This is a genomic window from Seongchinamella sediminis (assembly GCF_003457605.1).
GTDB lineage: Bacteria > Pseudomonadota > Gammaproteobacteria > Pseudomonadales > Halieaceae > Halioglobus > Halioglobus sediminis.
The window spans coordinates 1-21,153 of record NZ_QRAN01000032.1 but is presented as its reverse complement, the minus strand read 5'-3'; the positions used below and the strand labels follow the sequence as shown (position 1 = coordinate 21,153).

Here is a 21,153-nt window from a genome sequence, read left to right as displayed (position 1 = left end):
TTCCCGAAAGGTCGCCCGAAAGCTCTATTACGTTCAAGTCGACACCACAATTTATTGGTAAAAAATGGAGTCTATTCATGGAGTTACGTGGATCATGGGCTCAGTTAACCGGACAGCAGTGGCACGAATTATCAAATAACTATCTGTCCTTTCCCTGATTATTGCTCCCGGAAACACGGCTTCCATGGCAATTGATAATCAGAGGAGAGCACTGAGATGGCCAGCACTGCAACTACCGCACGCAAAACCACTAACAGGAAAAAGGCAACTGCCCGGAAAAAGCCGAGCGCCCCCAAGACCGCGACAAAGCGCCCCACTGCAACAGCCGCCCGGCCAACCCGTTACGAGCCTGGCCAGGGCCTCAATGGCCCGGAGCCGAAACAGATGGAAAAACAATCCGGTATCTGGAACAACTTGATGGACCGATATTTCCGTCTCGAATTTGATGGCTTTGAGAACCTGCCCGACGAACCCTGCTTGCTGGTGGGCGTCCACTCGGGGGGCGCTCACAATGGATGCCTGGACCGTACTCATGGCCCGGCGGCGAGTTGGACAGCTACCGTAACTGGACCGACCGGGACAAGGCCGTGCTGGGCCTGGCATTGCATATCACGCCGCTGCAACACGTGCCACTGCCCGCGAAGATCCGCACCCGTATCATGGGACCGATTTACCTGGATTCAGACCCGAAACGCCTGGACGATCAGGATTACGTTGAGGCCATTTATGCACAGGTCGAGGGGACTATCCAGTCCGGTATGAACGAACTGGCGAAGAAGCGCAGGTTCCAGATCTTTGGCTAGCCACAAAGGCCGGAAACCTACGTTCCAGCCCCATGGTCAACACAGCGATCCTGCCAAAGCCCCGGTGACGGGCCTGGTGCGGCGATAGCAACTGCATCTGGACCCAAAGCCTTTGGCACTACCGCCTAAGGTGATATCGGTGCTTGTAATTGGAGTGGCAACGGGATTAAGCTGAGAGGGTCAGGACGTCGGCGGCACGGCCGGTGAATGACAAACTGCCTTCCCCGATTGCGCAGGCGATGTCATTCGTTTGAGCAAAATTCCCCATATAACCGAAAGCAGCGGTTGTCCCTATTTTTCAGTGCAAAGCAGTTGAACTAAACGCGTTTAAGACTGCTTTTCTCGGTAAAAAATCCTGTAGTCTTTTTTAAAACCTTCACAGGTTTTCTTTGTCATAGAGACAAGGAGGGGCGTGCCAATGACAATTTTTAATCATTTTCTAAATCGCTATGAGTCTACTCAGGAGGAAGAATTCAGCCTCCAGGAGTACCTCGAATTGTGCAAATCCGAACCCAGCGTGTATGCCTCCGCGGCGGAACGCATGCTGCTGGCGATTGGTGAGCCTGAACTGGTCGACACTTCACAGGACCCGCGCTTGAGCCGCGTCTTCGCCAACAAGGTGATCAAGCGCTATGAGGCCTTCGATGAATTCTATGGTATGGAGGAGGCGATCCAGCAGATTGTCAGCTTCTTCCGCCACGCGGCCCAGGGCCTCGAGGAGCGCAAGCAGATTCTCTACCTGCTGGGGCCGGTGGGCGGCGGCAAGTCTTCCCTGGCGGAGCGGCTCAAGGATTTGATGCAGCGCCAGCCCATCTACTGCATCAAGGACTCCCCCGTCTTCGAATCCCCACTGGGGCTGTTCGATGTCACCGAGGACGGCGCTATCCTGGAAGAGGAGTACGGGATTCCGCGCCGCTATCTGAAATCGATCATGTCACCCTGGGCCGCGAAGCGTTTGCGTGAATTTGGCGGCGACATCAGCCAGTTCCGGGTGGTCAAGGTCTACCCCTCTATCCTGGATCAGGTGGGCATCTCCAAGACAGAACCCGGGGACGAGAACAACCAGGATATTTCCTCCCTGGTGGGCAAGGTGGATATCCGCAAACTGGAGCACTTCGCCCAGTCAGACCCAGATGCCTACAGCTATTCCGGCGGCATGTGTCGTGCCAACCAGGGCCTGATGGAGTTTGTGGAAATGTTCAAGGCACCAATCAAGGTGCTGCACCCGCTGCTTACGGCCACCCAGGAAGGCAACTACAACGGCACCGAGAGTATCGGCGGTATCCCCTTCGAGGGTATCGTGCTCGCCCACTCCAACGAATCCGAATGGCAGGCCTTCAAGACCAACAAGAACAATGAGGCCTTCATCGACCGCGTCTACATCGTCAAGGTGCCCTACTGTGTGCGGGTGACCGAGGAAATTGAGATCTACCGCAAGCTACTGCAGAACAGTTCCCTGCACCAGGCGCCCTGCGCACCGGATACACTCAAGATGCTCGCGCAATTCAGCGTGCTTTCGCGTATCAGCGAGCCGGAAAACTCCAGTATCTACTCCAAGATGCGCATTTACGATGGCGAGAGCCTGAAGGATACCGACCCCAAGGCCAAATCCATTCAGGAGTATCGCGACAACGCCGGCGTGAACGAGGGTATGGAGGGCCTGTCCACGCGGTTTGCCTTCAAGACCCTGTCCAAAGTATTCAACTTCGACCCGGTGGAAGTGGCGGCCAATCCGGTACACCTGCTCTATGTATTGGAGAACCAGATTGAGCAGGAACAGTTTCCGCAGGAGGTGCACGATCAATACCTGAATTTCATCAAGGAGTTCCTGGCGCCGAACTATGTGGAATTTATCGGCAAGGAAATCCAGACAGCGTACCTGGAGTCCTATTCCGAGTACGGCCAGAACCTCTTTGATCGCTATGTGACCTACGCCGACTTCTGGGTGCAGGACCAGGAATACCGGGATCCGGAGACGGGGGAGATTCTCAGCCGTTCGGCGCTCAACGATGAGTTGGAAAAGACCGAGAAGCCCGCGGGAATAAGCAATCCCAAGGACTTCCGCAGCGAAATTGTCAACTTCGTGCTGCGCTCGCGGGCCAACAACGAGGGGCGCAACCCGAAATGGACGAGTTACGAGAAACTGCGCCGCGTGATCGAGAAGAAGATGTTCGCCAGCACCGAGGATCTGCTGCCGGTGATTTCCTTCAATGCCAAGGCTTCCGCGGAAGACCAGAAGAAGCACTCGGACTTCGTGGCGCGCATGGTGGAAAGGGGCTACACCGAAAAGCAGGTGCGCCTGCTCTCCGAGTGGTATCTGCGGGTGCGCAAGTCGCAGTAGGATGCAAGGGGAAATGCGGGCGTTGTAATGAGCTGAATCCGTCATTCCCGAACGCGTTGGCGAAACACAGCGTGCGCGGGGATGCGGCCAGCGGAGGCCAGGATGACTTTCTTAATTGACAAGCGGAGTAATCCGAAGCAGAAGAGCGCAGTGAATCGTCAGCGCTTCCTTCGCCGTTACAAGCAGCAGATCCAGAAAGCGGTGGCGGAGAACCTGCAGGGGCGCCACATCACCGATCATGCAAGCGGTGAAAAAATATCCATTCCCACTCGCGACACCAACGAGCCTCTGTTTCGCCACGGCCAGGGTGGGCGGGTGACGCACGTGGTGCCCGGCAACAGGCAGTATACCCGCGGCGACCAGATCCCCAGGCCACGCGGAAGCGGCGGTGCAGGAGGCGGCGGCCAGGCCAGCAATGAAGGGGAGGGCATGGATGAGTTCGCGTTCCAGATCAGCCAGAAGGAATTCCTGGATGTACTTTTCGATGACATGGAACTGCCGAACCTGAGCAAACGGCAGCTCACCGGCGTGGAGGATTTCAAGCGGGTGCGGGGCGGTTTCGCCAGCGATGGCGCCCCCAGCAACATCAGCATCGTGCGCTCCATGCGCCAGGCCACCGCCCGACGCATTGCCCTCGGTGCGAGCCGGCGCCGGGAGCTGCGCGAACTGGAGGCGGAGCTTGAAGCGCTCGCGGACATCCCGCAGACCCAGGCGCGGCGCAGCGAACTGGAGGAGCGGATCGATCACCTGCGCGACCGCCTCGCTGCTATTCCGTTCATCGACGACGTGGACATCCGCTTTCACCGGCACAACAAGGAGCCCATACCCATTTCGCGCGCGGTGATGTTCTGCCTGATGGACGTCTCTGGCTCCATGGACCAGGCGACCAAGGACCTGGCCAAGCGTTTTTATATCCTGTTGTACCTGTTTCTGTCGCGCAATTATGAGCGCACCGAGGTGGTGTTTATCCGCCACCACACCACGGCGAAGGAAGTGGACGAGGACGAATTCTTTCATTCACGCGAGACCGGCGGTACCGTGGTATCCAGCGCCCTGTCACTGATGAAATCCGTTATCGAGGCGCGTTATCCCCCCAGCGAGTGGAATATCTACGGCGCCCAGGCGTCGGATGGAGACAACTGGCCGGACGATGCCGGGCCCACCCTGGGCCTGATCCGGGAGATCGTGCCGCTGTGCCAGTACTACGCGTATGTGGAAATCACCAGCGCCACGGAAAAACCCCTGTGGTTGACCTACCAGCCCCTGCTGAGTGAGTGTGCAGGTGCCTTTGATATGCGCCAGATTACCGGGCCGGCCGACATCTATCCCGTGTTTCACGAACTGTTCAAGAAGCAGAACGCATGACCGCTAAACCGCTTTCAACCGGTGCCGACTGGAGTTTCGAACTGCTGCAGACCTACGAGCGGGAGATCGGTCGAATCGCCGAGGGTTTCGGTCTGGATACCTACCCCAACCAGATCGAGATAATCACCTCGGAGCAGATGATGGACGCCTATGCCGCTTCCGGCATGCCCATCAACTATCACCACTGGAGTTTCGGTAAGCACTACCTTGGCGTGGAAAACAGCTACCGGCGCGGGCACATGGGCCTGGCTTACGAAATCGTGTTCAACTCCAATCCCTGTATCGCCTTCCTGATGGAGGAAAATACCCTCACCATGCAGGCCCTGGTGATCGCCCACGCCAGTTATGGACACAACTCGTTTTTCAAGAACAACTACCTCTTCCGTACCTGGACGGATGCCGAGTCCATCATCGATTACATGGTTTTCGCGCGCAAATTTATCGCCGATTGTGAACAGCGCTATGGCGTCGATGAGGTAGAGCGGATACTGGATGCCTGTCACGCACTGATGAGCCAGGGGGTGGACCGTTACAAGCGGCCCCACCCCATTTCCCTCGAAGAGGAGAAGCGCCGGCAGCGGGAGCGGGAGGAGATTCTGCAGCAGCAGGTGAACGAGCTGTGGCGCACGATCCCGCAACAGGAGCAGCGGGTGGACGAGGCACGGGCGCAGCGCTTCCCGTCTGAACCCGAGGAGAACCTGCTGTATTTCCTGGAAAAGAATGCGCCGCTCCTCGAGCCCTGGCAGCGGGAGGTGATTCGCATCGTGCGCAAGGTCGCCCAGTACCTGTACCCCCAGCGCCAGACCAAGGTCATGAACGAGGGCTGGGCCTGCTTCTGGCATTTCAACATTCTGCACCAGCTGTACAGCGAGGGTCTGGTGACGGACGGCTTCATGATGGAATTTCTCCAGTCCCACACCAGCGTGATCTACCAGCCCCCCTACGACTCTCCCCATTACAGCGGGATCAATCCCTACACCCTGGGCTACTCGATGATGCAGGATATCCGTCGTATCTGTGAGTCGCCCACGGATGAAGATCGCTTCTGGTTCCCGGATATCGCCGGCAGCCCCTGGCAGGAGACCCTGGATTTTGCCATGCGCGACTTCAAGGACGAGAGCTTTATCCTCCAGTTCCTCTCCCCGGCCCTGATTCGCCAGCTGAAACTGTTCTCGGTACTGGATGACAGCGATGAGGACTACCTGGAAGTCTCCGCCATTCATGACGAACCGGGCTACCAGATGATCCGCGAATGCCTGTCAGCCAACTACAACATCGGTAACCTGGAGCCCAACATCCAGGTGTATTCGGTGAACGTACGCGGCGACCGCTCCCTGACACTGCGCCACGATATCTACAACGGCCGCCCCCTGGCGGTGGATGACGCCGAGGAAGTGGTGCGGCACCTGCAGACCCTGTGGGGCTTCAACGTGATCCTCGAGTCGGTCGAGAAGGGCACGGTGAGGCAGCGCATCGTGCACAGCGAGCTGGGCCAGTCAGCGGAGAAGTAGGCCCCCTCAACCGGCGACGCGTCGCCATCTCCTGCGGCGTTGGTTGGGTTCCTGGAGGATCGAGATGGTTTTGTTGTTGATATGGATTGATCCTGTAGTGCCGCCAGCCGACTCAGGAGGTGGCCCTCGGCGGGAACCGGCGGCAACTGTAATAGCCCATCGGTTGAATTTACCAATATTCGGCTCGCTAAGCGCACAGTAGCAACTAAAATCCTGGAGCGCTCTCAAAATGCAGGAGGTGATCAGATGGGCAGGAACACAAACCGGGCACTCTTGCCACTTGTCCTGGTGACGGTGCTTGCAATGCTCGCTAACAAAGGAAACACAATGTCCGATGAGGCAAATAAAGAGGCACTGCGCCAGCAGGTTTTAGAGACAGAACGGGCATTCGCCGCCACCATGGCGGAACGCGATTTCGACGCCTTCAAAACCTTCCTGGACGAGAACGCCATTTTCTTTTCTGGGGAGAAGCCCCTGCGCGGTGCTGAGCAGGTTGCCCTGGCCTGGAAGGTTTTTTTCCGGGATCAGGCCGCCCCTTTTTCCTGGACACCCGATACTGTCGAAGTACTGGCCTCCGGTGACCTTGCGCTCAGCTCGGGGCCGGTATACGACCCGGAAGGCAAACTGGTCGGCAGGTTCAATTCGATCTGGCGCCGCCAGCAATCGGGTGAGTGGCTGGTCGTATTTGACAGGGGCTCTGACGCCTGCCCACCGGCGCCGGCTGCGCACCAGGAACCTGGTTGAGTGATTGAATGAGGAATTCCGCCAGCGCACCCGGGTAGCGCGGCTGTACCCTGATGAGGCATCATGTCTGCGACTGGTGTCGGCGGTACTGATGGAAATTGCTGAACGAATCATTGAAGAATTCCTCAGATCGCTGAATAACAGGCTAGAATACACAGGTAACTGGCGGGGCTTGTTCTTAAAGGGGCTGTTTTTTTGCCGGAGAACCTGTCGCGATGCGAGCGAAACCCAGACCCAATAAGTTCACAGGTGATTAAACATGAAGCAACTCGGCACCATCGACTCGGCTTTCATCAACCTGGAGCACGCTACCGTGCCCCAACATATCGGTGGCTTCGGCATCTACGATCCGTCCACTGCCCCGGGAGGTTTCGTCCGGTTCAAGGACGTGATCGCCAATGTCACCCAGCGGCTGCAGAAAATGCCCATCTTTCGCACTCGCCTGAAGGAGGTCCCCTTCGGCCTGGACAAGCCCTACTGGGTGGAGGATGAGCACTTCGACGTTGAATTTCACCTGCGCCATATTTCCCTGCCCGACCCTGGGGACTGGCGCCAGTTATGTATTACCATTGCCCGCCTGCACTCCCGCCCCCTGGATATGTCACGCCCCCTGTGGCAGTGCTACGTTATCGGCGGTCTGGACAATATCCCCGACCTGCCCGAGGGCGCATTTGCCATTTACACCAAGATGCATCACTCCATGATCGATGGCGCGGGGAGTGAATCGTTCATGACGGCCCTGCACGACCTTGAGCCCCTGCCGGTAGTGCTCGAAGACGAGGAGGACCTGGACCGGGCGCTCGACAACTTTTCCAGCCAGAGATTTGAGAACCTGTCGATGCTGGGGAAAGCGGCGGCCAACGGCGCCAGGAACGGAATCTCTCGCACCCGCGGGACGTTCGGCCTGGCCAGGGACCTGGTCAGGACGGCGATGAAACTGCGCAACAATGAGCTCTCAGAGTACGCCTCTGGGCCGAAAACCCGCTTCGACGAACCGGTCGGCCAGCACCGGGTATTCGACGCCGCCCGTTTCGACCTGGAGGACTTCAAGGCGATCCGCAAAGCGACGGGCACCACTATCAATGACGTGGCCGTGGCCGTCGTCGCGGGCGGCCTGCGCAAGTACCTGAACTTCCACGACGAATTACCCGAGGAGCCGCTGGCAGGCTCGGTGCCGGTTAATATTCGCTCACGTCGCGGCGAGACCGAGGACAATAACCAGATCGCCGCGATCATGACGAATATTCACACCGACATCAGCGACCCGCTTGAGCGGCTTAAGGCGATCAGCGCAAGCCTGGATAACGCCAAGGGCTATATCGATACGCCCCTGTCGGACCCGATGAAAATTGCCGGCATCTTCAGCCCCGCGATTTCAAAGCGGATGGCAAAATGGTACATCGACAACGAAATGACCCGCCGTCTGCCGGTCGGCTCCGCCTGCGTGATTACCAATGTGATGGGGCCGCGCGTGTCCCTGTACTCTGCCGGCGCCAAACTGGTCCAGTATCACTGCACCGGCGTACTGACCCCCGGTGGTGGACTGTTCCACTCTGTATTCAGCTTCGACGGAGCGGTCTCCATCTCGGCAATCGCCAACCGCGATGCCATGCCCGACCCGGACTTCTATATGCAATGTATCCACAAGTCGTTCGAGGAGTTGAAGCAGGCTGCGCTGTCAGGGCAGGACAAGCCCTCCAGGCGCAAGAAGCAGGCAGGCGTCAAAGCAAAAGCAAAAGCCCGGCCCGGGACCAAGGTCAAGACCAGGGCAAAGATCAAGACCAGGGCGAAAGCCGGTCCCCAGGTAAAGGCAAAAGCCAGGCCCAAATCCAGGGCGAAGCCGAAAAGCTGACTGTAGCCCTTGAGTGCGGAGGCGGACCACCACAGTCCGCCTCCGCCAGGGACAGCACTTCCTAGAAGTGCACGCCTTTCATCAGGGCTGCCAGGGCGACCTGTTCACTGGAGGCTTCCACCTTCTCAGGCCTGCTCAGGCCCTTGGCGATGGCGGACTCATCAAACATGCTGAACGGGATATTCATCGCCGTGGCCGCCAGTTTCGGGGCCACCAGGTGCCAGATCTGGAACATCCTGCCCATACCGGTGAGGACCCGACTGGGCCTGTTGATCACCGCATCCACCACCATGTCCGCCGCCTGCTCGGGGGACAGGGTGGGGGCGACATCGTAGATCGCAGTGGGCCCGATCATAGGCGTGCGCACCAGTGGCATGTTGATATTGGTGAAGGCGATATTGCGGTTACAGAATTCCGCCTCTGCACAGCGGGTCCAGCCCTCCAGTGCCGATTTGGAGGCGATATAGGCGGAGAAGCGCGCGGGTGGCCCCACCACCCCCATTGAGGAAATGTTGATGATGTGACCGCTGCGCCGCTCGCTCATTATCGGCAGTACCCGCAGACTCAGGCGCAGGGCGCCATAATAGTTGATCTGCATGGTGCGTTCGAAATCGTGGAAGCGGTCGTAGGAGTGCTCCACCGCGCGACGAATAGAGCGTCCGGCGTTGTTGATCAGGATATCCACCGGGCCGTGATCGGCTACGACCTGGTCGATAAAGGCATCGCAGGACTCCATGTCAGCGGCATCGCTCTGGTAGATATAGACCTCACCGCCAACCGCTTCGACCTGTCGCTTGGCGTCTTCCAGGGTTTCCAGGGTGCGACCAGACAGCACGACGCGGGCCCCGGCCTCTCCGAGGCGAATCGCGCTGGCCAGGCCAATGCCGGTGCCGCCACCGGTTATGATCACCAGTTTTCCTCCCACATTGCCCCGCAGGCTGCGGTCGATAAACAGTTCGGGATCCAGGTTGCGTTCCCAGTAATCCCAAATGCGGGTGGCGTAGCTATCCAGCTTGGGGCACTCGATACCGCTGTCGCGCAGGGCTATCTCGGTCTCCCGATTGTCGTACTCGGTGTTCCAGGTAAAAAACATGGTAGCATCCGCCGGCATGCCGATGCCCTCCATAGCGGTGTTCATCAATCGCTTTACCGGCGGCAACTTGGTCAGCATATTGATCATGTCCTTGGGGATAAAGGAAAATATCTTGGTGTCCAGGCGCAGTGCAAAGCGCGGCGCCTTGGCCGCTTCGGCGAAGATATTCATCATCTCCCCGGCGGAGTAGTGATCCGGGTTGGTGAGGTGGAAGGCGCGATAGTCGCATCCATCCTTGTGGGCAATGTGGTCCATGGCGTTAACCACGTAATCTACTGGCACAATATTGAACTTACCCATGTCAATGGTGAGCAGAGGGAACCAGGGCGGCAGTGATTTACGCAACTTTGCCAGGCTGGGGAAGCTGTAGTAGGGGCCATCGGCCTTGTCTATCTCACCTGTCTCGGAATGCCCCACCACCGAAGCGGGTCGATAGACTCGCCAGGGGATCTTGCACTCCCTGCGTACGACTCCTTCAGATTCATGCTTGGTCAGGAAGTAGGGGTGGCTCAGTTCCCCTGCTTCCTCGAACATACCCTCGCGGAAAGTGCCCTGGTATTTGCCGGCAGCGGCGATGGAACTGACGTGCTGGAAGCAGCCCGCTTCGATGTCTTCGGCACACTTCACCGCCTGGCGGGTGCCCTCCACATTGGCCGCCTGCTGACTCTCGGCCGAGGCCTCCAGGTCATAGATGGCGGCAACATGGAAGAAATGACCCACTTTGCCGCGCAGTTCGCTGCGGGTCGCATCATCCAGGCCCAGCAGCGGCTGGCAAAGGTCGCCGTAGACCGGAATGATACGATCGGCGGCCATGGCTAATCGTTCCTTGAGGGCGTCCACCTTGTGCTGCGATTCCCGGCGTGCCAGCACATAAACCGTGCCCTGTCTCTGGAGCAGCCGCTCCACGAGGAATTTGCCGATGAAGCCTGTTGCGCCTGTGACGAAGTAATTCATTATTTTTTCTCTCCTGGACTGGGTATTCTCGCGAGGGATTTCTCGCTAGGGGCGAGCGATCTGACCACCCGGACCAAAAAGTTTAGCCGAGAACCAGAGGAGCGCCAATTGCAAACTCCAGAGATGCGTGCAAAAAGCGCCCGAATATCGCTTTGAACATCTATATGCAAGGGATAGGAAATACCAACGGCGTATTGAGAGCAGGGCGCCCCACTGATTCTATCGGCTGGCCTTGCTGCTCTGTCGACGTTCCCGGCCGTTGACCCGAAAACCCTGGTCGCGGCGGTGGGCCCGTCATTCAAGTCCGTTCATTGCTGAACGGGTGCACGCAACCGTTCATGCCATGCGACGAGCTGCCAGATCCCGGCTCAACAGCGCCGTTTCGAGGCGGGTGAACAGCCCCTAGTATTGTCCCACCATCGTATTGATGTACTGTTTCACCATGATGAAGTCGTTTTCCTGCATCTTTGCCGAGAATTCCTTCAAGCCAGGGTCTCTTTCCATGGCCTCCTTGTTGGCGACATAGGCATCCATGCTGGGATAGGCTGTGTAGACAATCACCTGGGAGGCGGCTGCCGGATCGACGTGGCTGGCCAGTATGTAGATGTCACCGGCCCCGTCAGGGTCCACTTTTTTTGCCATCTTTATGCCCTTGTCCAGCATTTCAATAAACCCTGTGGCATTAGCATGGACGTCGAAGGTCTGTATCACCACAATCTGCTGCTGGTCTTCTGCGCGGGCAGTGAAAGCGGACAGTGCAACGATGGTACCAAGCAGCATTGCAACGAGGCTATGGCGGAATGATTTGTGATTGTTCATTGAATGGTCTCCTCCGCTGGGGTTTGGCGGTACGGTATGGTAAAGATAGTCCCCAACCCGTGGGAGGACAAATAAGCGCGTCTTACCCTCCGCTAGGCCATAAAATTGCTGAGTTGAGATAACCCTTCCCGTAGCCCAAACTGTAGGCACCGGCGGCCGCGTCAGTCTGCCCGCGATGCCAGCCCCCTAATCCTGACTATACAGAGGATACCAGCAGATGAAGTTTCGCTTCCCCATTGTCGTCATCGATGAAGACTTTCGATCAGAGAATTCCAGTGGCCTGGGGGTTCGCGCGCTGGCCGAGGCCATCGAGAACGCCGGCATGGAAGTGCTGGGCGTCACCAACCCCACCGGCACCGCCAGCCTGGCCCAGCAAAGCGCCCGCGCCTCCGCCTTCATCCTCTCAATCGACGACGAGGAATTTTCCACCGCGGCGGATGAGGAACTCGCGCTGCAACGCCTGCGCACCTTCGTCCAGGAAGTCCGCTTCAAGAACGCCGATGTGCCGATTTTCCTCTACAGCGAGACGCGCACCTCCCGCCACGTCACCAACGACATCCTGCGCGAGCTGCACGGCTTTATCCACATGTCCGAGGATACGCCGGAGTTTGTCGCCCGCTACATCGTCCGCGAGGCCCTGGACTACCTGAAGGGCGTGGCGCCGCCATTTTTCCGCGAGCTGGTGAAATATGCCCAGGACGGCTCCTACTCCTGGCATTGCCCGGGACATTCCGGCGGGGTTGCCTTTCTGAAATCACCAGCCGGGCAGATGTTTCACCAGTTTTTCGGCGAGAACATGCTGCGTGCGGACATCTGCAACTCGGTGGACGAAATCGGCTCGCTGCTCGACCATACCGGCCCGGTGGCCGCCAGCGAACGCAACGCGGCGCGCATTTTCAACACCGATCACCTGTTCTTCGTCACCAACGGCACCTCGACTTCGAACAAGATCGTCTGGAACTCTATCGTCGCCCCGGGCGACGTGGTCGTGGTAGATCGCAACTGCCACAAATCGGTGCTGCACTCGATAACCCTGACGGGGGCCATCCCGGTCTTCCTCATGCCGACCCGCAATCACTACGGCATCATCGGGCCCATCCCGCGCCAGGAATTCTCCATCGATACCATCCGTCGGAAAATAGCCGCCAACCCGTTCATCGATGACAAGGCGGCCAAACCCCGGATTCTGGCACTGACCCAGTCCACCTACGATGGCATCGTCTACAACTGCGACATGATCAAGGACGCCCTCGACACAGAGGTCGACGCCCTGCACTTCGACGAAGCCTGGCTGCCGCACGCCAACTTCCACCCTATGTACCACGGCATGCACGCCATCGGCCAGGACCGTGCGCGTTCACGGGATGCGCTGGTGTTCTCCACCCAGTCGACCCACAAGCTGCTGGCGGGCCTATCGCAGGCATCTCAGGTCCTGGTGCAGAACTCTGAAACCCGGACGCTCGACGTGGGCCGCTTCGACGAGGCCTACCTTATGCATACCTCGACCTCGCCCCAGTACGCCATCATCGCCAGCTGCGACGTCAGCGCGGCCATGATGGAGCCGCCCGGCGGCACCGCGCTGGTGGAGGAGTCCATTCTCGAGTCCATGGATTTTCGTCGCGCCATGCGCCGCGCCGGCGAGGAGTTCGGCAGTGACGCCTGGTGGTTCAAGGTCTGGGGGCCGGATTACCTGGCGGAGGAGGGCATCGGCGAGGCCGCTGACTGGGCCCTGAAGGCTAACGAGCGCTGGCACGGCTTCGGCGATGTCGCCGAGGGCTTCAACATGCTCGACCCGATCAAGGCGACCATCATCAACCCCGGTCTCGACGTGGATGGAAATTTTGACGATATGGGCATCCCCGCTGCGGTGGTCACTAACTACCTGGGCGAGCACGGCATCTACGTGGAGAAGACCGGCCTGTACTCTTTCTTCATCATGTTCACCATCGGCATTACCAAGGGCCGCTGGAATTCGATGGTCACCGAGCTGCAGCAGTTCAAAGACGCCTACGACCAGAACCTGCGGCTGTGGAAGGTCATGCCGGATCTGGTGGCCGAGTACCCGGTGTACGAGAAGGTCGGCCTGCGCGACCTGTGCCAGGGCCTGCACGAAATTTACAAGGCCAATGATATCGCCCGGGTGACCACCGAGATGTACCTGTCCGACCTGGCGCCGGCGATGCGGCCGATCGATGCCTACACCGCCCTGGTGCACGGCAAGGTCGAGCGCGTGCCCATCGACGAACTGGAGGGGCGTATCACCGCAATCCTGTTGACGCCCTATCCGCCCGGTATTCCGCTGCTGATCCCCGGCGAGCGTTTCAACAGTGCCATCGTGCGCTACCTGCGCTTTGCTCGCGACCTGCACGGGCGCTTTCCCGGCTTCGACGCCGACATCCACGGACTCACCGTTGAGGAAGTCGATGGCAGGACCGAGTACTTCATTGACTGTGTGGTCGACGACTGAGCGAGGTTCAGCGCACCAGGGTGTTACCGAGCTGCCATCCACAGACCGTCTGCGTCGGTGCCTTCCGGGAAAAGCTGTTTCGACGACTCGAAGATGTCCGCTCCGTTTATGCCCCGACTACCGGGCCGATATAGTGTGCTGTACCTGCGGGCCGGTGGCGTAACGAGTACATCGCAAGCTGAGGTCTACAGAACAACGCTACCCAGATACCTGCTATCGCGGCTGCCTCCAGACAGTACTCGGGCAGGTTTTTCACCGGAGGTCACGATGAACAAAAATCAATTGCCTCTAGGCGACGATGCAATTCTCAAGTAAGCTGTGTGCGTCGTTACTATTAAAAACACTAACACCGATATTGGGGGCGACATGAAATTGCATACCTGGTTTGGCGGAATGTTGTTGGGCCTGGTCGGTGTCTGTGCACCGGCTGGCGCGCAGAACCTATTGACCAATGGCGATTTTGAATCCGGCCTGAACGGATGGACGGCCTGGAACGCCCCTCCTTCCGGATTCTGGAATGATACCTGGATACAGAGCAACGACTGTGACATTTGGGTGCCAACCAACGGCTGCCCCTATGCTGGCACAATTTCCCACGCACAAAAGAAAGGCAGCGGTTCCGGCAATACCCACGGTGGGCTGTACCAGACACTCAGCGTAACCGCAGGGCAGACCTACAACGTCTCAGGCCAATGGAGCGGCGGAGTGAGCGGCAACCTGGACGGCAACAATGGCAGCTGGTGGCGAGTGGAGGTTTACGACGGCACCCCTACCGAGGCTCAAATCGATGCCGGCCCCGGCGCGCAGGACACGCTGATCGCCCTCCAGGAGGCCAACAATCTGGCCACCAACGGTGTTTTCCAGTTTCAGTGGGAAGCTTTTTCCGGCAGTTTCACCGCGCCTTCTGACACCGTTACGCTGGTGCTGAAATCAGGCAGCTATTACACCTTCGCCGCCGCAGCCTACCACGACGATCTGGTAGTGATACAGAATAGCCCAGAAAAAGTGCCCACACTGAGTACACTGGCGCTGGCGCTGTTGGCGGGCATGCTGGTGTTTCTTGGGCTGAGAGCACGGCGCACCAAATCCGGGGCCTAGCGGGTTAGGGGCCTGGCGGGGTAGATAGTTGGCTGCGAAGGTCGGGGCACATCAGCGACGAGTCCGGTATTGACAATACCCGGAAAGTCCCGCAATCACCTAGCGCAGGCAGTCTTCGATTTCTTTACCTGATATCCCGGCTGCCTCCAGGCATTGATTGACCTGATGAAGATACAGAAAACGCGAGAGCAATTCATAACAAATCACGATCTCTTTGCGTTCACTGTGCCAGAAAGCGGTTGGGTCGTTCGCACATTGCGCGAAAACTATAGTGATGTCATCGGGTAGCGCCAGCATGGTTTCAATTCGATGCGCAACGAGTTTGGCGACCCCGGAATTTTTCATGATAGTGGCCATGCGTTGCTGCTCCTCTGTATACGTGGCTTCGTAAACTACCGATACCCTCGTTTGCTTGCTGACACTGTTTTCCTGTCGGCCGTATGTTTCGATGATACGATCAACGGCCGTCATCGCGTGTTCATTATCGTAGTCCAGGCAGCTATAGGCGCGCTCATAAGGCAGATTTAACTGTCTTTCAACTTTGTCATATTGATCCGGATGACTGCCGAAGAGCAGGCACATCATGTTGTAGAAGCGCTGAATGCTCAGGGAATGACTGTCCCAATAGGTCGGCGTGGTTTCCTGGTGTTTTTCCAGTTCCCACTCGATTCGCCATGCCGTTGCAGCGGCTATCACTACATCAACTGGTTGCAGGCTATCGGGAAGGGCGAAATCCGGCTCACCGCGGAGCAGGGCTATGGTGGCGAGCTGGTCGGCGGCATCTTCCTCGGATCCGAGAAAGAGAATATCCAGTTCATCGATCGCCGCATGGGCTGTTTCGTGGAGTAGGGTCCACAGCGTATTGGCCACCATGAAAGACTCGGCGGTGATTGCCTTGCCGGGCATGCCCTCATCGTCAGCACCTGAGGCGAGGCTGGCGACGAGTATTAGTACGATTAACAGCAATCGTTGCTGGTGTTGTCGTGACACCTGGTGGCCTCCGAACACGGCTGGTGTGAATGTGCACCAACTATGCAGCAGTGGCGATCGCTGTCAATCCCGGGTTGGAGCCGGGGAATCGCCAGTGCCGACAGGACATCTCGCCAGCGGTCGTGAACACCGTCCGCGCGTGGATATCATCGGTTCAGGCAGCACATCCCGGCTGTCACCCTCAGAGAAGCCCGTCCGGTTTATCTCGCTGTACACGCCAGCGCCGCAACGCCCAGCTTGCGTTTTAGCGTCCAGGGCTTGAAGGGAGCTAAAAACATGCCAAGCACCCAGCTCATCCCCACGAAAATCAGGGAAACTACGCCCCAGATCCACAGCACCGCAGATTTGAAATCGATGTCGCCCAGTTAGGGGCTGATGACTCCATGCTGAGCGAGGGGTCGCCAGGTCAGGATGCGGCGGAGGAGGGGGCGCGGAACAGGTCGCCCAGCGGCACTTCGCGGATCCCCGGTGGCGCTTCTACCAGGCCCGGAATCGCGTTCACCAGCGAGCCCGCGACCCCGTATTGCTCGGGCATAGTGCGATAGGCGTGATCGTCGGTCAGGCCCAGGTCGATCTTGAAATCAATGCAGGGCAGGCCGCGGACGCGCACCTCCCAGGTGGTGTAATCCGGATCATTGAGATGGGCTTTTTCCATGATCCAGTGGATGGACTGGGTGATCCGGCGGCTGCCGTCGACAATGGCGTGCCAGCGCCAGTTGGTGTGGCTGACGCCACCCTTGTCGATGCGGCCGGCCGAGGTGTCGATAGCGGCGCTGGCGGGGTACATGACATGGTCAGTCTCTACCCGCTGCAGCGCGTATCCCAGGCGGCGGGCCAGGTGAGCCACCACCTCGCTGTACATGCCATTCATCAGCTCCGCCGGCCCCCAGGTCGGATCATTGGGGTCGAGCCCATCACCGGGTTTGCCGAATCCCAGCATATCGAACACGTAGTCCGGGTTTTGCATGATCCGGCAATCGATGGTCTCAGTGACCTCGATGTGCTCGATATCAAGGCAAATGCTGGTGGCGATCGTGGCGATCTTGTCGGTGATGAAGCCAGGGTTCAGGCCCCCGCCCAGCAGGCTGCTGCCACCCTCGCGACAGGCCTCCTCGAAGGCGCGAAGATACTCCTGGCCCCAGAACTGCGGATAGCTGTGGCCGTTGATGCTGATGACATTCTTGCCTGAGGCCAGCAGCCGGCAGATATCGGCGTTGTGGCGACAGTAGGGAGCATCGAGCTGCGCGGTGTGCAATACCACATCCGCCTCGAGTTGCAGGATAGCTTCAATTTCGTTGGTGGCGATCACTCCGGTGGCTGGGCGGCGGGCGATATCGCCTGCGTCCCTGCCCACCTTGGCGGGGTTGTACACGTACAGGCCGGCCAGTTCCAGGTCGGGGTGATCGATGACCGCTCGCAGGCAGGTCTTGCCCATGGCGCCGGTGGCCCACTGGATGACTCTGTAGCTCATGCGATTGCCCTTTCCCGGTTTGTTCAGCGCGCCTGCGCCAGTATCATTGCCACCGCCTCGCGCGCCGATGCGGCCGCGCTCTCGGTGCCGATGGTGCCGCTCGGGGCACAGCCGTCTCCCACGTTGTACAGGCCGCGGATCGGCGTATTGACCGGCATGCCGCGACCGATCCAGCGATGCATCGCAGGGGCAGGCCCCCGGTGCTTGGCCTTGACCAGGAAAGTGGCTTCCTCGCTAACGCCGGGGAAATTCTCCTCCAGTTCCGCCAGGGTGTTGCGAAACTCCGCGGCCAGGTCTGGGTTGGCGGCGTCCGCCGGCGCGCCGTAGGCGGTGTGCAGGTACTTGCCGGCCGGCGAGATGTCCGGGGAAATTTCACTGGGAATTTCCAGGTAGATGAAATTGGTAGTGTTGCCGAACACCATGCAGCCGTTGAAATCCTCGATCAGCGGACGATCCATGACGAAGCTGGTGTGCATGATCGGGGCGTCGCAGGCGTCGGTATGCAACTGCTCGACATAACTGCGCTCGAACAGGGATTCGCCGCCGGCCAGGGCCACCGTGCGATCGGGGCCGGTGTTGGACAGCACGAGGTCCGCCCGCAGGGTCTGGTCCTGGCCTTCGCTGTTGTTGACGACGACGCCCGTCACCCTGCCGTCCTCCACCAGGATGCGCTTGCAGCCAGTCTGACGCAAAATGGTGGCGCCGCGCTGCTCCATGGCGGCGGCCAGGGTGGCCATCAGTGCGCCGTTGCCTTCCCGGGCCATGCCGAATCGGGTCCCCTTACTGCTGAATTTGAGGAAACGGAAAAACTCGCCGGCGGGGATTTCGTGCAGGTTGATGCCCATCAGCGCGGCGCAGTAACCCTGGAACAGGTTTTTCACCGCCTGGTTGTCGGTGTACTGGTCAAACCAGTCGCGAATGGTGATGGTGTTGAGGGGCGTCCAGTGGAACAGGGCGTCCTGGATGTGCCCCATCAGTGCCTTGGCCTGGTCCGCGTCACCCATGGCGAACTCGAGCATGCCGTACAGGCCGCCACCGTCGGGCGGCAGGTCGTAATCGCCGTGATCCAGGCGGTAGCGCATGCGACCGGTGAGGTCGATCATGTCCATCTCGGCGCCCACCGCATCGAAGGCCTGGCGGATGGCACTGGCGGGGCCCATGGGGATCATCAGCGCTCCGGTCGTGACCTTGCAGTCCTGGCGTTCCCGGTGACCGCAGCGGCCGCCGAGGTAGGGGGATTTCTCCACCAACGCCACCTTCATGTTCTCTGCGCTGAGGCGGGCGGCGGCGCACATGCCGCCAATGCCTGAACCGATGACGATTGCATCATAGTGTCTGTCTGTCACAGGGAGTTCTCCTAGAACGTTCGTTTTGATAGTGTTGCCGCCAGCCGCAGCAGGACCGGGGCCGCCGGGGCGAACCAGCGTGGTGGCTTAGTCCTGTTTGAGGCAGACCAAGCTGCCCATGTCTTTTTATGCAATAAAGGCAATGGCATTCGCATCGTGGTTCGTTACAAGGACATCATCAATCGTGGCGGAATGAAGATTTCGCCTGCAACTGGCAGTTCCCGTTGCCATCGTCACCACGCAGACGTGACTGCTGCAACGAGAATAGTTCAGTTAAGCAATTTATTGCTTCTAATCCGTGGCATAGAGGTCTTCGCCACGGCCCCACCAGGCGTGAAAGCCGGCGGGCACCCGATGCGGCAACTGGACCCGCGCTATTGGCCCCTGGGTGATGTCGCGGGCATCGAACACCAGTGCCTCCGACTTCCAGGTGTTGCTGTCGGTCACCATTGTCACCACGTAGCCGTCGTCCTCGTCGTTGTCGCGGGTCGCGCCTTTGACCGGCGCGAATGGCGACTCGCTGCCGAACACGCCTTCACCGTAATCCCATTGGTCGTATTGACCGGTTTCGTTGTTGTACTTGACCAGGGAGTCAAAGCGCAGCGTATGACCACCCTCGTCCAGCAACGGAATGCGCTGATGGTAGGCATACTTGCTCTTGACGCCGTGAAACAGCTGGTTGGTCTTGTTGAACTCGGTATTCAGGGTGTCGATATCGCCCTCACGCACCTCGCCGGTGGCCATGTTGAAGCGCCAGCGATAGTTGTTTGTCTCGTTGCGCATATACGACAGCATGTGGGCCAGTTCACCGCCGCCTGCGGGTTCAGGCAGGGGGTTGACGCTGCGACATCCGTCCATCACCACCCAGTCGCCATCTTCCCAGCAATTGGATACGTGCAATATGAAGCAGGGTTCGCATTCGAACCAGCGGATGTCGCCCGAACTGCCGTAGCGCGGGATGATGCCGAAGCGCGCGGGCATGTCGCGATGGAATTCCAGCACCATCTTGCCGTGGCGACGCAGGACGTTGGCGTCGTGAAAGAAGGGCAGGTCGTGCAGAATGGTGTAGTTGGTGGTGAAACCCAGGTCGTGCGGCCGACGCGGACCCGGCAGGTCGATGGGTATTTCCTGGCGCAGCGTACCGTCGGGATTGCCGACCCCATAGGTCATGTAGGGCGCGTCGTCGAAGTAGTCCATGAACAGCATTTCGCCAGTATTCCAGTCCACCTTGTTGTGGGCCGACATGTTGCGGCGGATGCGTCCCCCGGGCAGTGTGTACTCCCCGAGATTCTCCAGGGTCAGCGGGTCCATCTTGTAAGGCCGTCCCGAGTGGTACCAGGTGGGCATCAGGTTCCCGGCATACAGGGTCACGTCCGTATTGCAGGTGTCGCGGATGGGGAAGTCCGGCAGTGAAAAATCAAACGTTCCCATTACCCCTGGCCAGATCGCTTTGCCCGCTGCTTGCTCGGCCAGATAGCCGGCCGTATGGATGTAGCTGTTGTGATAGGAGGCTTTGCCATCACGGAAATACACCGCATGAATCATGCCGTCGCCGTCGAAAGGGTGGTGCTGACCCTGGGGCTTGTGGACAGTATTGGGGCCGTTGCGATAGTAGGCGCCGAACAGGTCATCCGGCAGCTCGCCGATTACCTCGAGGTTCTCGGCCGCAACTTCGTCAGTAGTGGGTGCGTAGACACCGTGCAGGTAGGGGTTGTCGACTTCGTAGATCCACCGGGGTGCATTGTCGAAGTGGGTTACGCCGCCTATTGCCTCATCGGTAATCGGGTAGTTGCTGTCGTTCATGTGAGCTGTCCTTCTATCGCCATCGTTACATTTTCTTACCGGTTCCGCTGCCGCTGTGTCTGCGCCAGCGGGCAGCCGGTTCGTTAGTTATCTCGCTAAAATAACTATGTTATATAGACCATATACTTTCATAAAAAGACTATCACCGCCAATCCGTGCTTGTAAAGGCCACGGTCAAGAAAAATTTCACCGATTTTTAAGTGCTTATTTGGGCCTTATCTGACTATTCAAGGAAGTCAATAGAGGTAAGTAGGCCAATTTATCCGCGTTATACCGCGTTCATGAGCTCTTTGTTCTGCAGTTGTCAGCCCGCGGTGCCTCGCTGTCAGGCCTTGCGCTGTGAGGGACAGCGGTCGCCTGGCTAAATAAGAATTTTGGGTCTTCACCAAATCGAGTGGGTAGATTAGCCTTGTCCTCATGAAAGATACACAGCTTTACAGTCAGATTCTCGGTATCCAGAAGCCCTGGAAGGTCACTTCGGTCAATGTGTCGCTTG

14 protein-coding genes and 1 pseudogene are annotated in these 21,153 nt (G+C 58.7%); 9 read left to right on the top strand and 6 right to left on the bottom strand.

Annotated elements, in window-relative coordinates; translation table 11 throughout:
• Positions 1 to 515 precede the first annotated feature (515 nt).
• The 7 genes and pseudogenes from DWB85_RS18355 to DWB85_RS18325 all read left to right on the top strand — a co-directional run bounded on the left by DWB85_RS18355 (position 516) and on the right by DWB85_RS18325 (position 8,616).
• Positions 516 to 803, top strand: a complete 288-nt coding sequence (locus DWB85_RS18355; RefSeq protein WP_133300677.1) for a hypothetical protein — start codon at positions 516 to 518, stop codon at positions 801 to 803.
• A 418-nt stretch (positions 804 to 1,221) separates the two neighbouring features.
• Positions 1,222 to 3,144, top strand: a complete 1,923-nt coding sequence (locus tag DWB85_RS18350; RefSeq protein ID WP_117957437.1) for a PrkA family serine protein kinase — start codon at positions 1,222 to 1,224, stop codon at positions 3,142 to 3,144.
• A gap of 102 nt (positions 3,145 to 3,246) precedes the next feature.
• Positions 3,247 to 4,509, top strand: a complete 1,263-nt coding sequence (locus tag DWB85_RS18345) for a YeaH/YhbH family protein (protein WP_117957435.1) — start codon at positions 3,247 to 3,249, stop codon at positions 4,507 to 4,509.
• Positions 4,506 to 6,020: a SpoVR family protein gene (locus DWB85_RS18340; RefSeq protein WP_117957433.1), complete on the top strand. Its 1,515-nt coding sequence runs from the start codon at positions 4,506 to 4,508 to the stop codon at positions 6,018 to 6,020. The genes DWB85_RS18345 and DWB85_RS18340 overlap by 4 nt, the downstream gene beginning before the upstream one ends.
• Before the next feature lie 246 nt (positions 6,021 to 6,266).
• On the top strand, positions 6,267 to 6,764 hold the full coding sequence (locus DWB85_RS18335; protein ID WP_338055651.1) for a YybH family protein: 498 nt from the start codon (positions 6,267 to 6,269) through the stop codon (positions 6,762 to 6,764).
• Positions 6,715 to 6,870: pseudogene (locus DWB85_RS19815) on the top strand (transposase); the annotation flags it as partial. The gene DWB85_RS18335 and the pseudogene DWB85_RS19815, both read left to right, overlap by 50 nt.
• A 153-nt stretch (positions 6,871 to 7,023) precedes the next feature.
• On the top strand, positions 7,024 to 8,616 hold the full coding sequence (locus tag DWB85_RS18325; RefSeq protein WP_117957429.1) for a WS/DGAT/MGAT family O-acyltransferase: 1,593 nt from the start codon (positions 7,024 to 7,026) through the stop codon (positions 8,614 to 8,616).
• A 61-nt stretch (positions 8,617 to 8,677) separates the two neighbouring features.
• Here DWB85_RS18325 and DWB85_RS18320 read toward each other — a convergent pair whose 3' ends face one another.
• Complete coding sequence (locus DWB85_RS18320; protein ID WP_117957427.1) at positions 8,678 to 10,663, bottom strand: SDR family oxidoreductase; 1,986 nt, start codon at positions 10,661 to 10,663, stop codon at positions 8,678 to 8,680.
• 402 nt (positions 10,664 to 11,065) lie between these two features.
• Positions 11,066 to 11,482 (bottom strand): hypothetical protein, encoded by a 417-nt coding sequence (locus DWB85_RS18315; RefSeq protein WP_133300676.1) that lies wholly within the window; start codon positions 11,480 to 11,482, stop codon positions 11,066 to 11,068.
• Positions 11,483 to 11,699: 217 nt separating this feature from the next.
• Here DWB85_RS18315 and DWB85_RS18310 point away from each other — a divergent pair, with 217 nt between their 5' ends.
• Both DWB85_RS18310 and DWB85_RS18305 read left to right on the top strand, forming a co-directional pair.
• The gene (locus DWB85_RS18310; protein ID WP_117957423.1) at positions 11,700 to 13,949 is read left to right on the top strand and encodes an arginine/lysine/ornithine decarboxylase; all 2,250 of its coding nucleotides are present in this window, start codon (positions 11,700 to 11,702) and stop codon (positions 13,947 to 13,949) included.
• Between the two features lie 366 nt (positions 13,950 to 14,315).
• On the top strand, positions 14,316 to 15,047 hold the full coding sequence (locus tag DWB85_RS18305; RefSeq protein WP_117957421.1) for an IPTL-CTERM sorting domain-containing protein: 732 nt from the start codon (positions 14,316 to 14,318) through the stop codon (positions 15,045 to 15,047).
• 99 nt (positions 15,048 to 15,146) lie between these two features.
• Here DWB85_RS18305 and DWB85_RS18300 read toward each other — a convergent pair whose 3' ends face one another.
• The 4 genes from DWB85_RS18300 to DWB85_RS18285 form a co-directional block, all read right to left on the bottom strand.
• Positions 15,147 to 16,037, bottom strand: coding sequence for a DUF4344 domain-containing metallopeptidase (locus DWB85_RS18300; protein WP_133300675.1), 891 nt, complete (start codon positions 16,035 to 16,037; stop codon positions 15,147 to 15,149).
• Between the two features lie 406 nt (positions 16,038 to 16,443).
• Positions 16,444 to 17,508, bottom strand: coding sequence for an NAD(P)H-dependent amine dehydrogenase family protein (locus tag DWB85_RS18295; protein WP_117957416.1), 1,065 nt, complete (start codon positions 17,506 to 17,508; stop codon positions 16,444 to 16,446).
• A gap of 23 nt (positions 17,509 to 17,531) precedes the next feature.
• Positions 17,532 to 18,854: a phytoene desaturase family protein gene (locus tag DWB85_RS18290; RefSeq protein ID WP_133300674.1), complete on the bottom strand. Its 1,323-nt coding sequence runs from the start codon at positions 18,852 to 18,854 to the stop codon at positions 17,532 to 17,534.
• 291 nt (positions 18,855 to 19,145) lie between these two features.
• A complete protein-coding gene (locus DWB85_RS18285; protein ID WP_117957412.1) occupies positions 19,146 to 20,657 on the bottom strand; it encodes a carotenoid oxygenase family protein in 1,512 nt (503 codons plus the stop codon).
• Positions 20,658 to 21,153: the final 496 nt, after the last annotated feature.

Bases quoted from the DNA above. Each gene is read 5' to 3' on its own strand.
- DWB85_RS18355 (WP_133300677.1), top strand. From the start codon at position 516: ATGCCTGGACCGTACTCATGGCCCGGCGGCGAGTTGGACAGCTACCGT.
- DWB85_RS18350 (WP_117957437.1), top strand. From the start codon at position 1,222: ATGACAATTTTTAATCATTTTCTAAATCGCTATGAGTCTACTCAGGAG.
- DWB85_RS18345 (WP_117957435.1), top strand. From the start codon at position 3,247: ATGACTTTCTTAATTGACAAGCGGAGTAATCCGAAGCAGAAGAGCGCA.
- DWB85_RS18340 (WP_117957433.1), top strand. From the start codon at position 4,506: ATGACCGCTAAACCGCTTTCAACCGGTGCCGACTGGAGTTTCGAACTG.
- DWB85_RS18335 (WP_338055651.1), top strand. From the start codon at position 6,267: ATGGGCAGGAACACAAACCGGGCACTCTTGCCACTTGTCCTGGTGACG.
- DWB85_RS18325 (WP_117957429.1), top strand. From the start codon at position 7,024: ATGAAGCAACTCGGCACCATCGACTCGGCTTTCATCAACCTGGAGCAC.
- DWB85_RS18320 (WP_117957427.1), bottom strand. From the start codon at position 10,663: ATGAATTACTTCGTCACAGGCGCAACAGGCTTCATCGGCAAATTCCTC.
- DWB85_RS18315 (WP_133300676.1), bottom strand. From the start codon at position 11,482: ATGAACAATCACAAATCATTCCGCCATAGCCTCGTTGCAATGCTGCTT.
- DWB85_RS18310 (WP_117957423.1), top strand. From the start codon at position 11,700: ATGAAGTTTCGCTTCCCCATTGTCGTCATCGATGAAGACTTTCGATCA.
- DWB85_RS18305 (WP_117957421.1), top strand. From the start codon at position 14,316: ATGAAATTGCATACCTGGTTTGGCGGAATGTTGTTGGGCCTGGTCGGT.
- DWB85_RS18295 (WP_117957416.1), bottom strand. From the start codon at position 17,508: ATGAGCTACAGAGTCATCCAGTGGGCCACCGGCGCCATGGGCAAGACC.
- DWB85_RS18285 (WP_117957412.1), bottom strand. From the start codon at position 20,657: ATGAACGACAGCAACTACCCGATTACCGATGAGGCAATAGGCGGCGTA.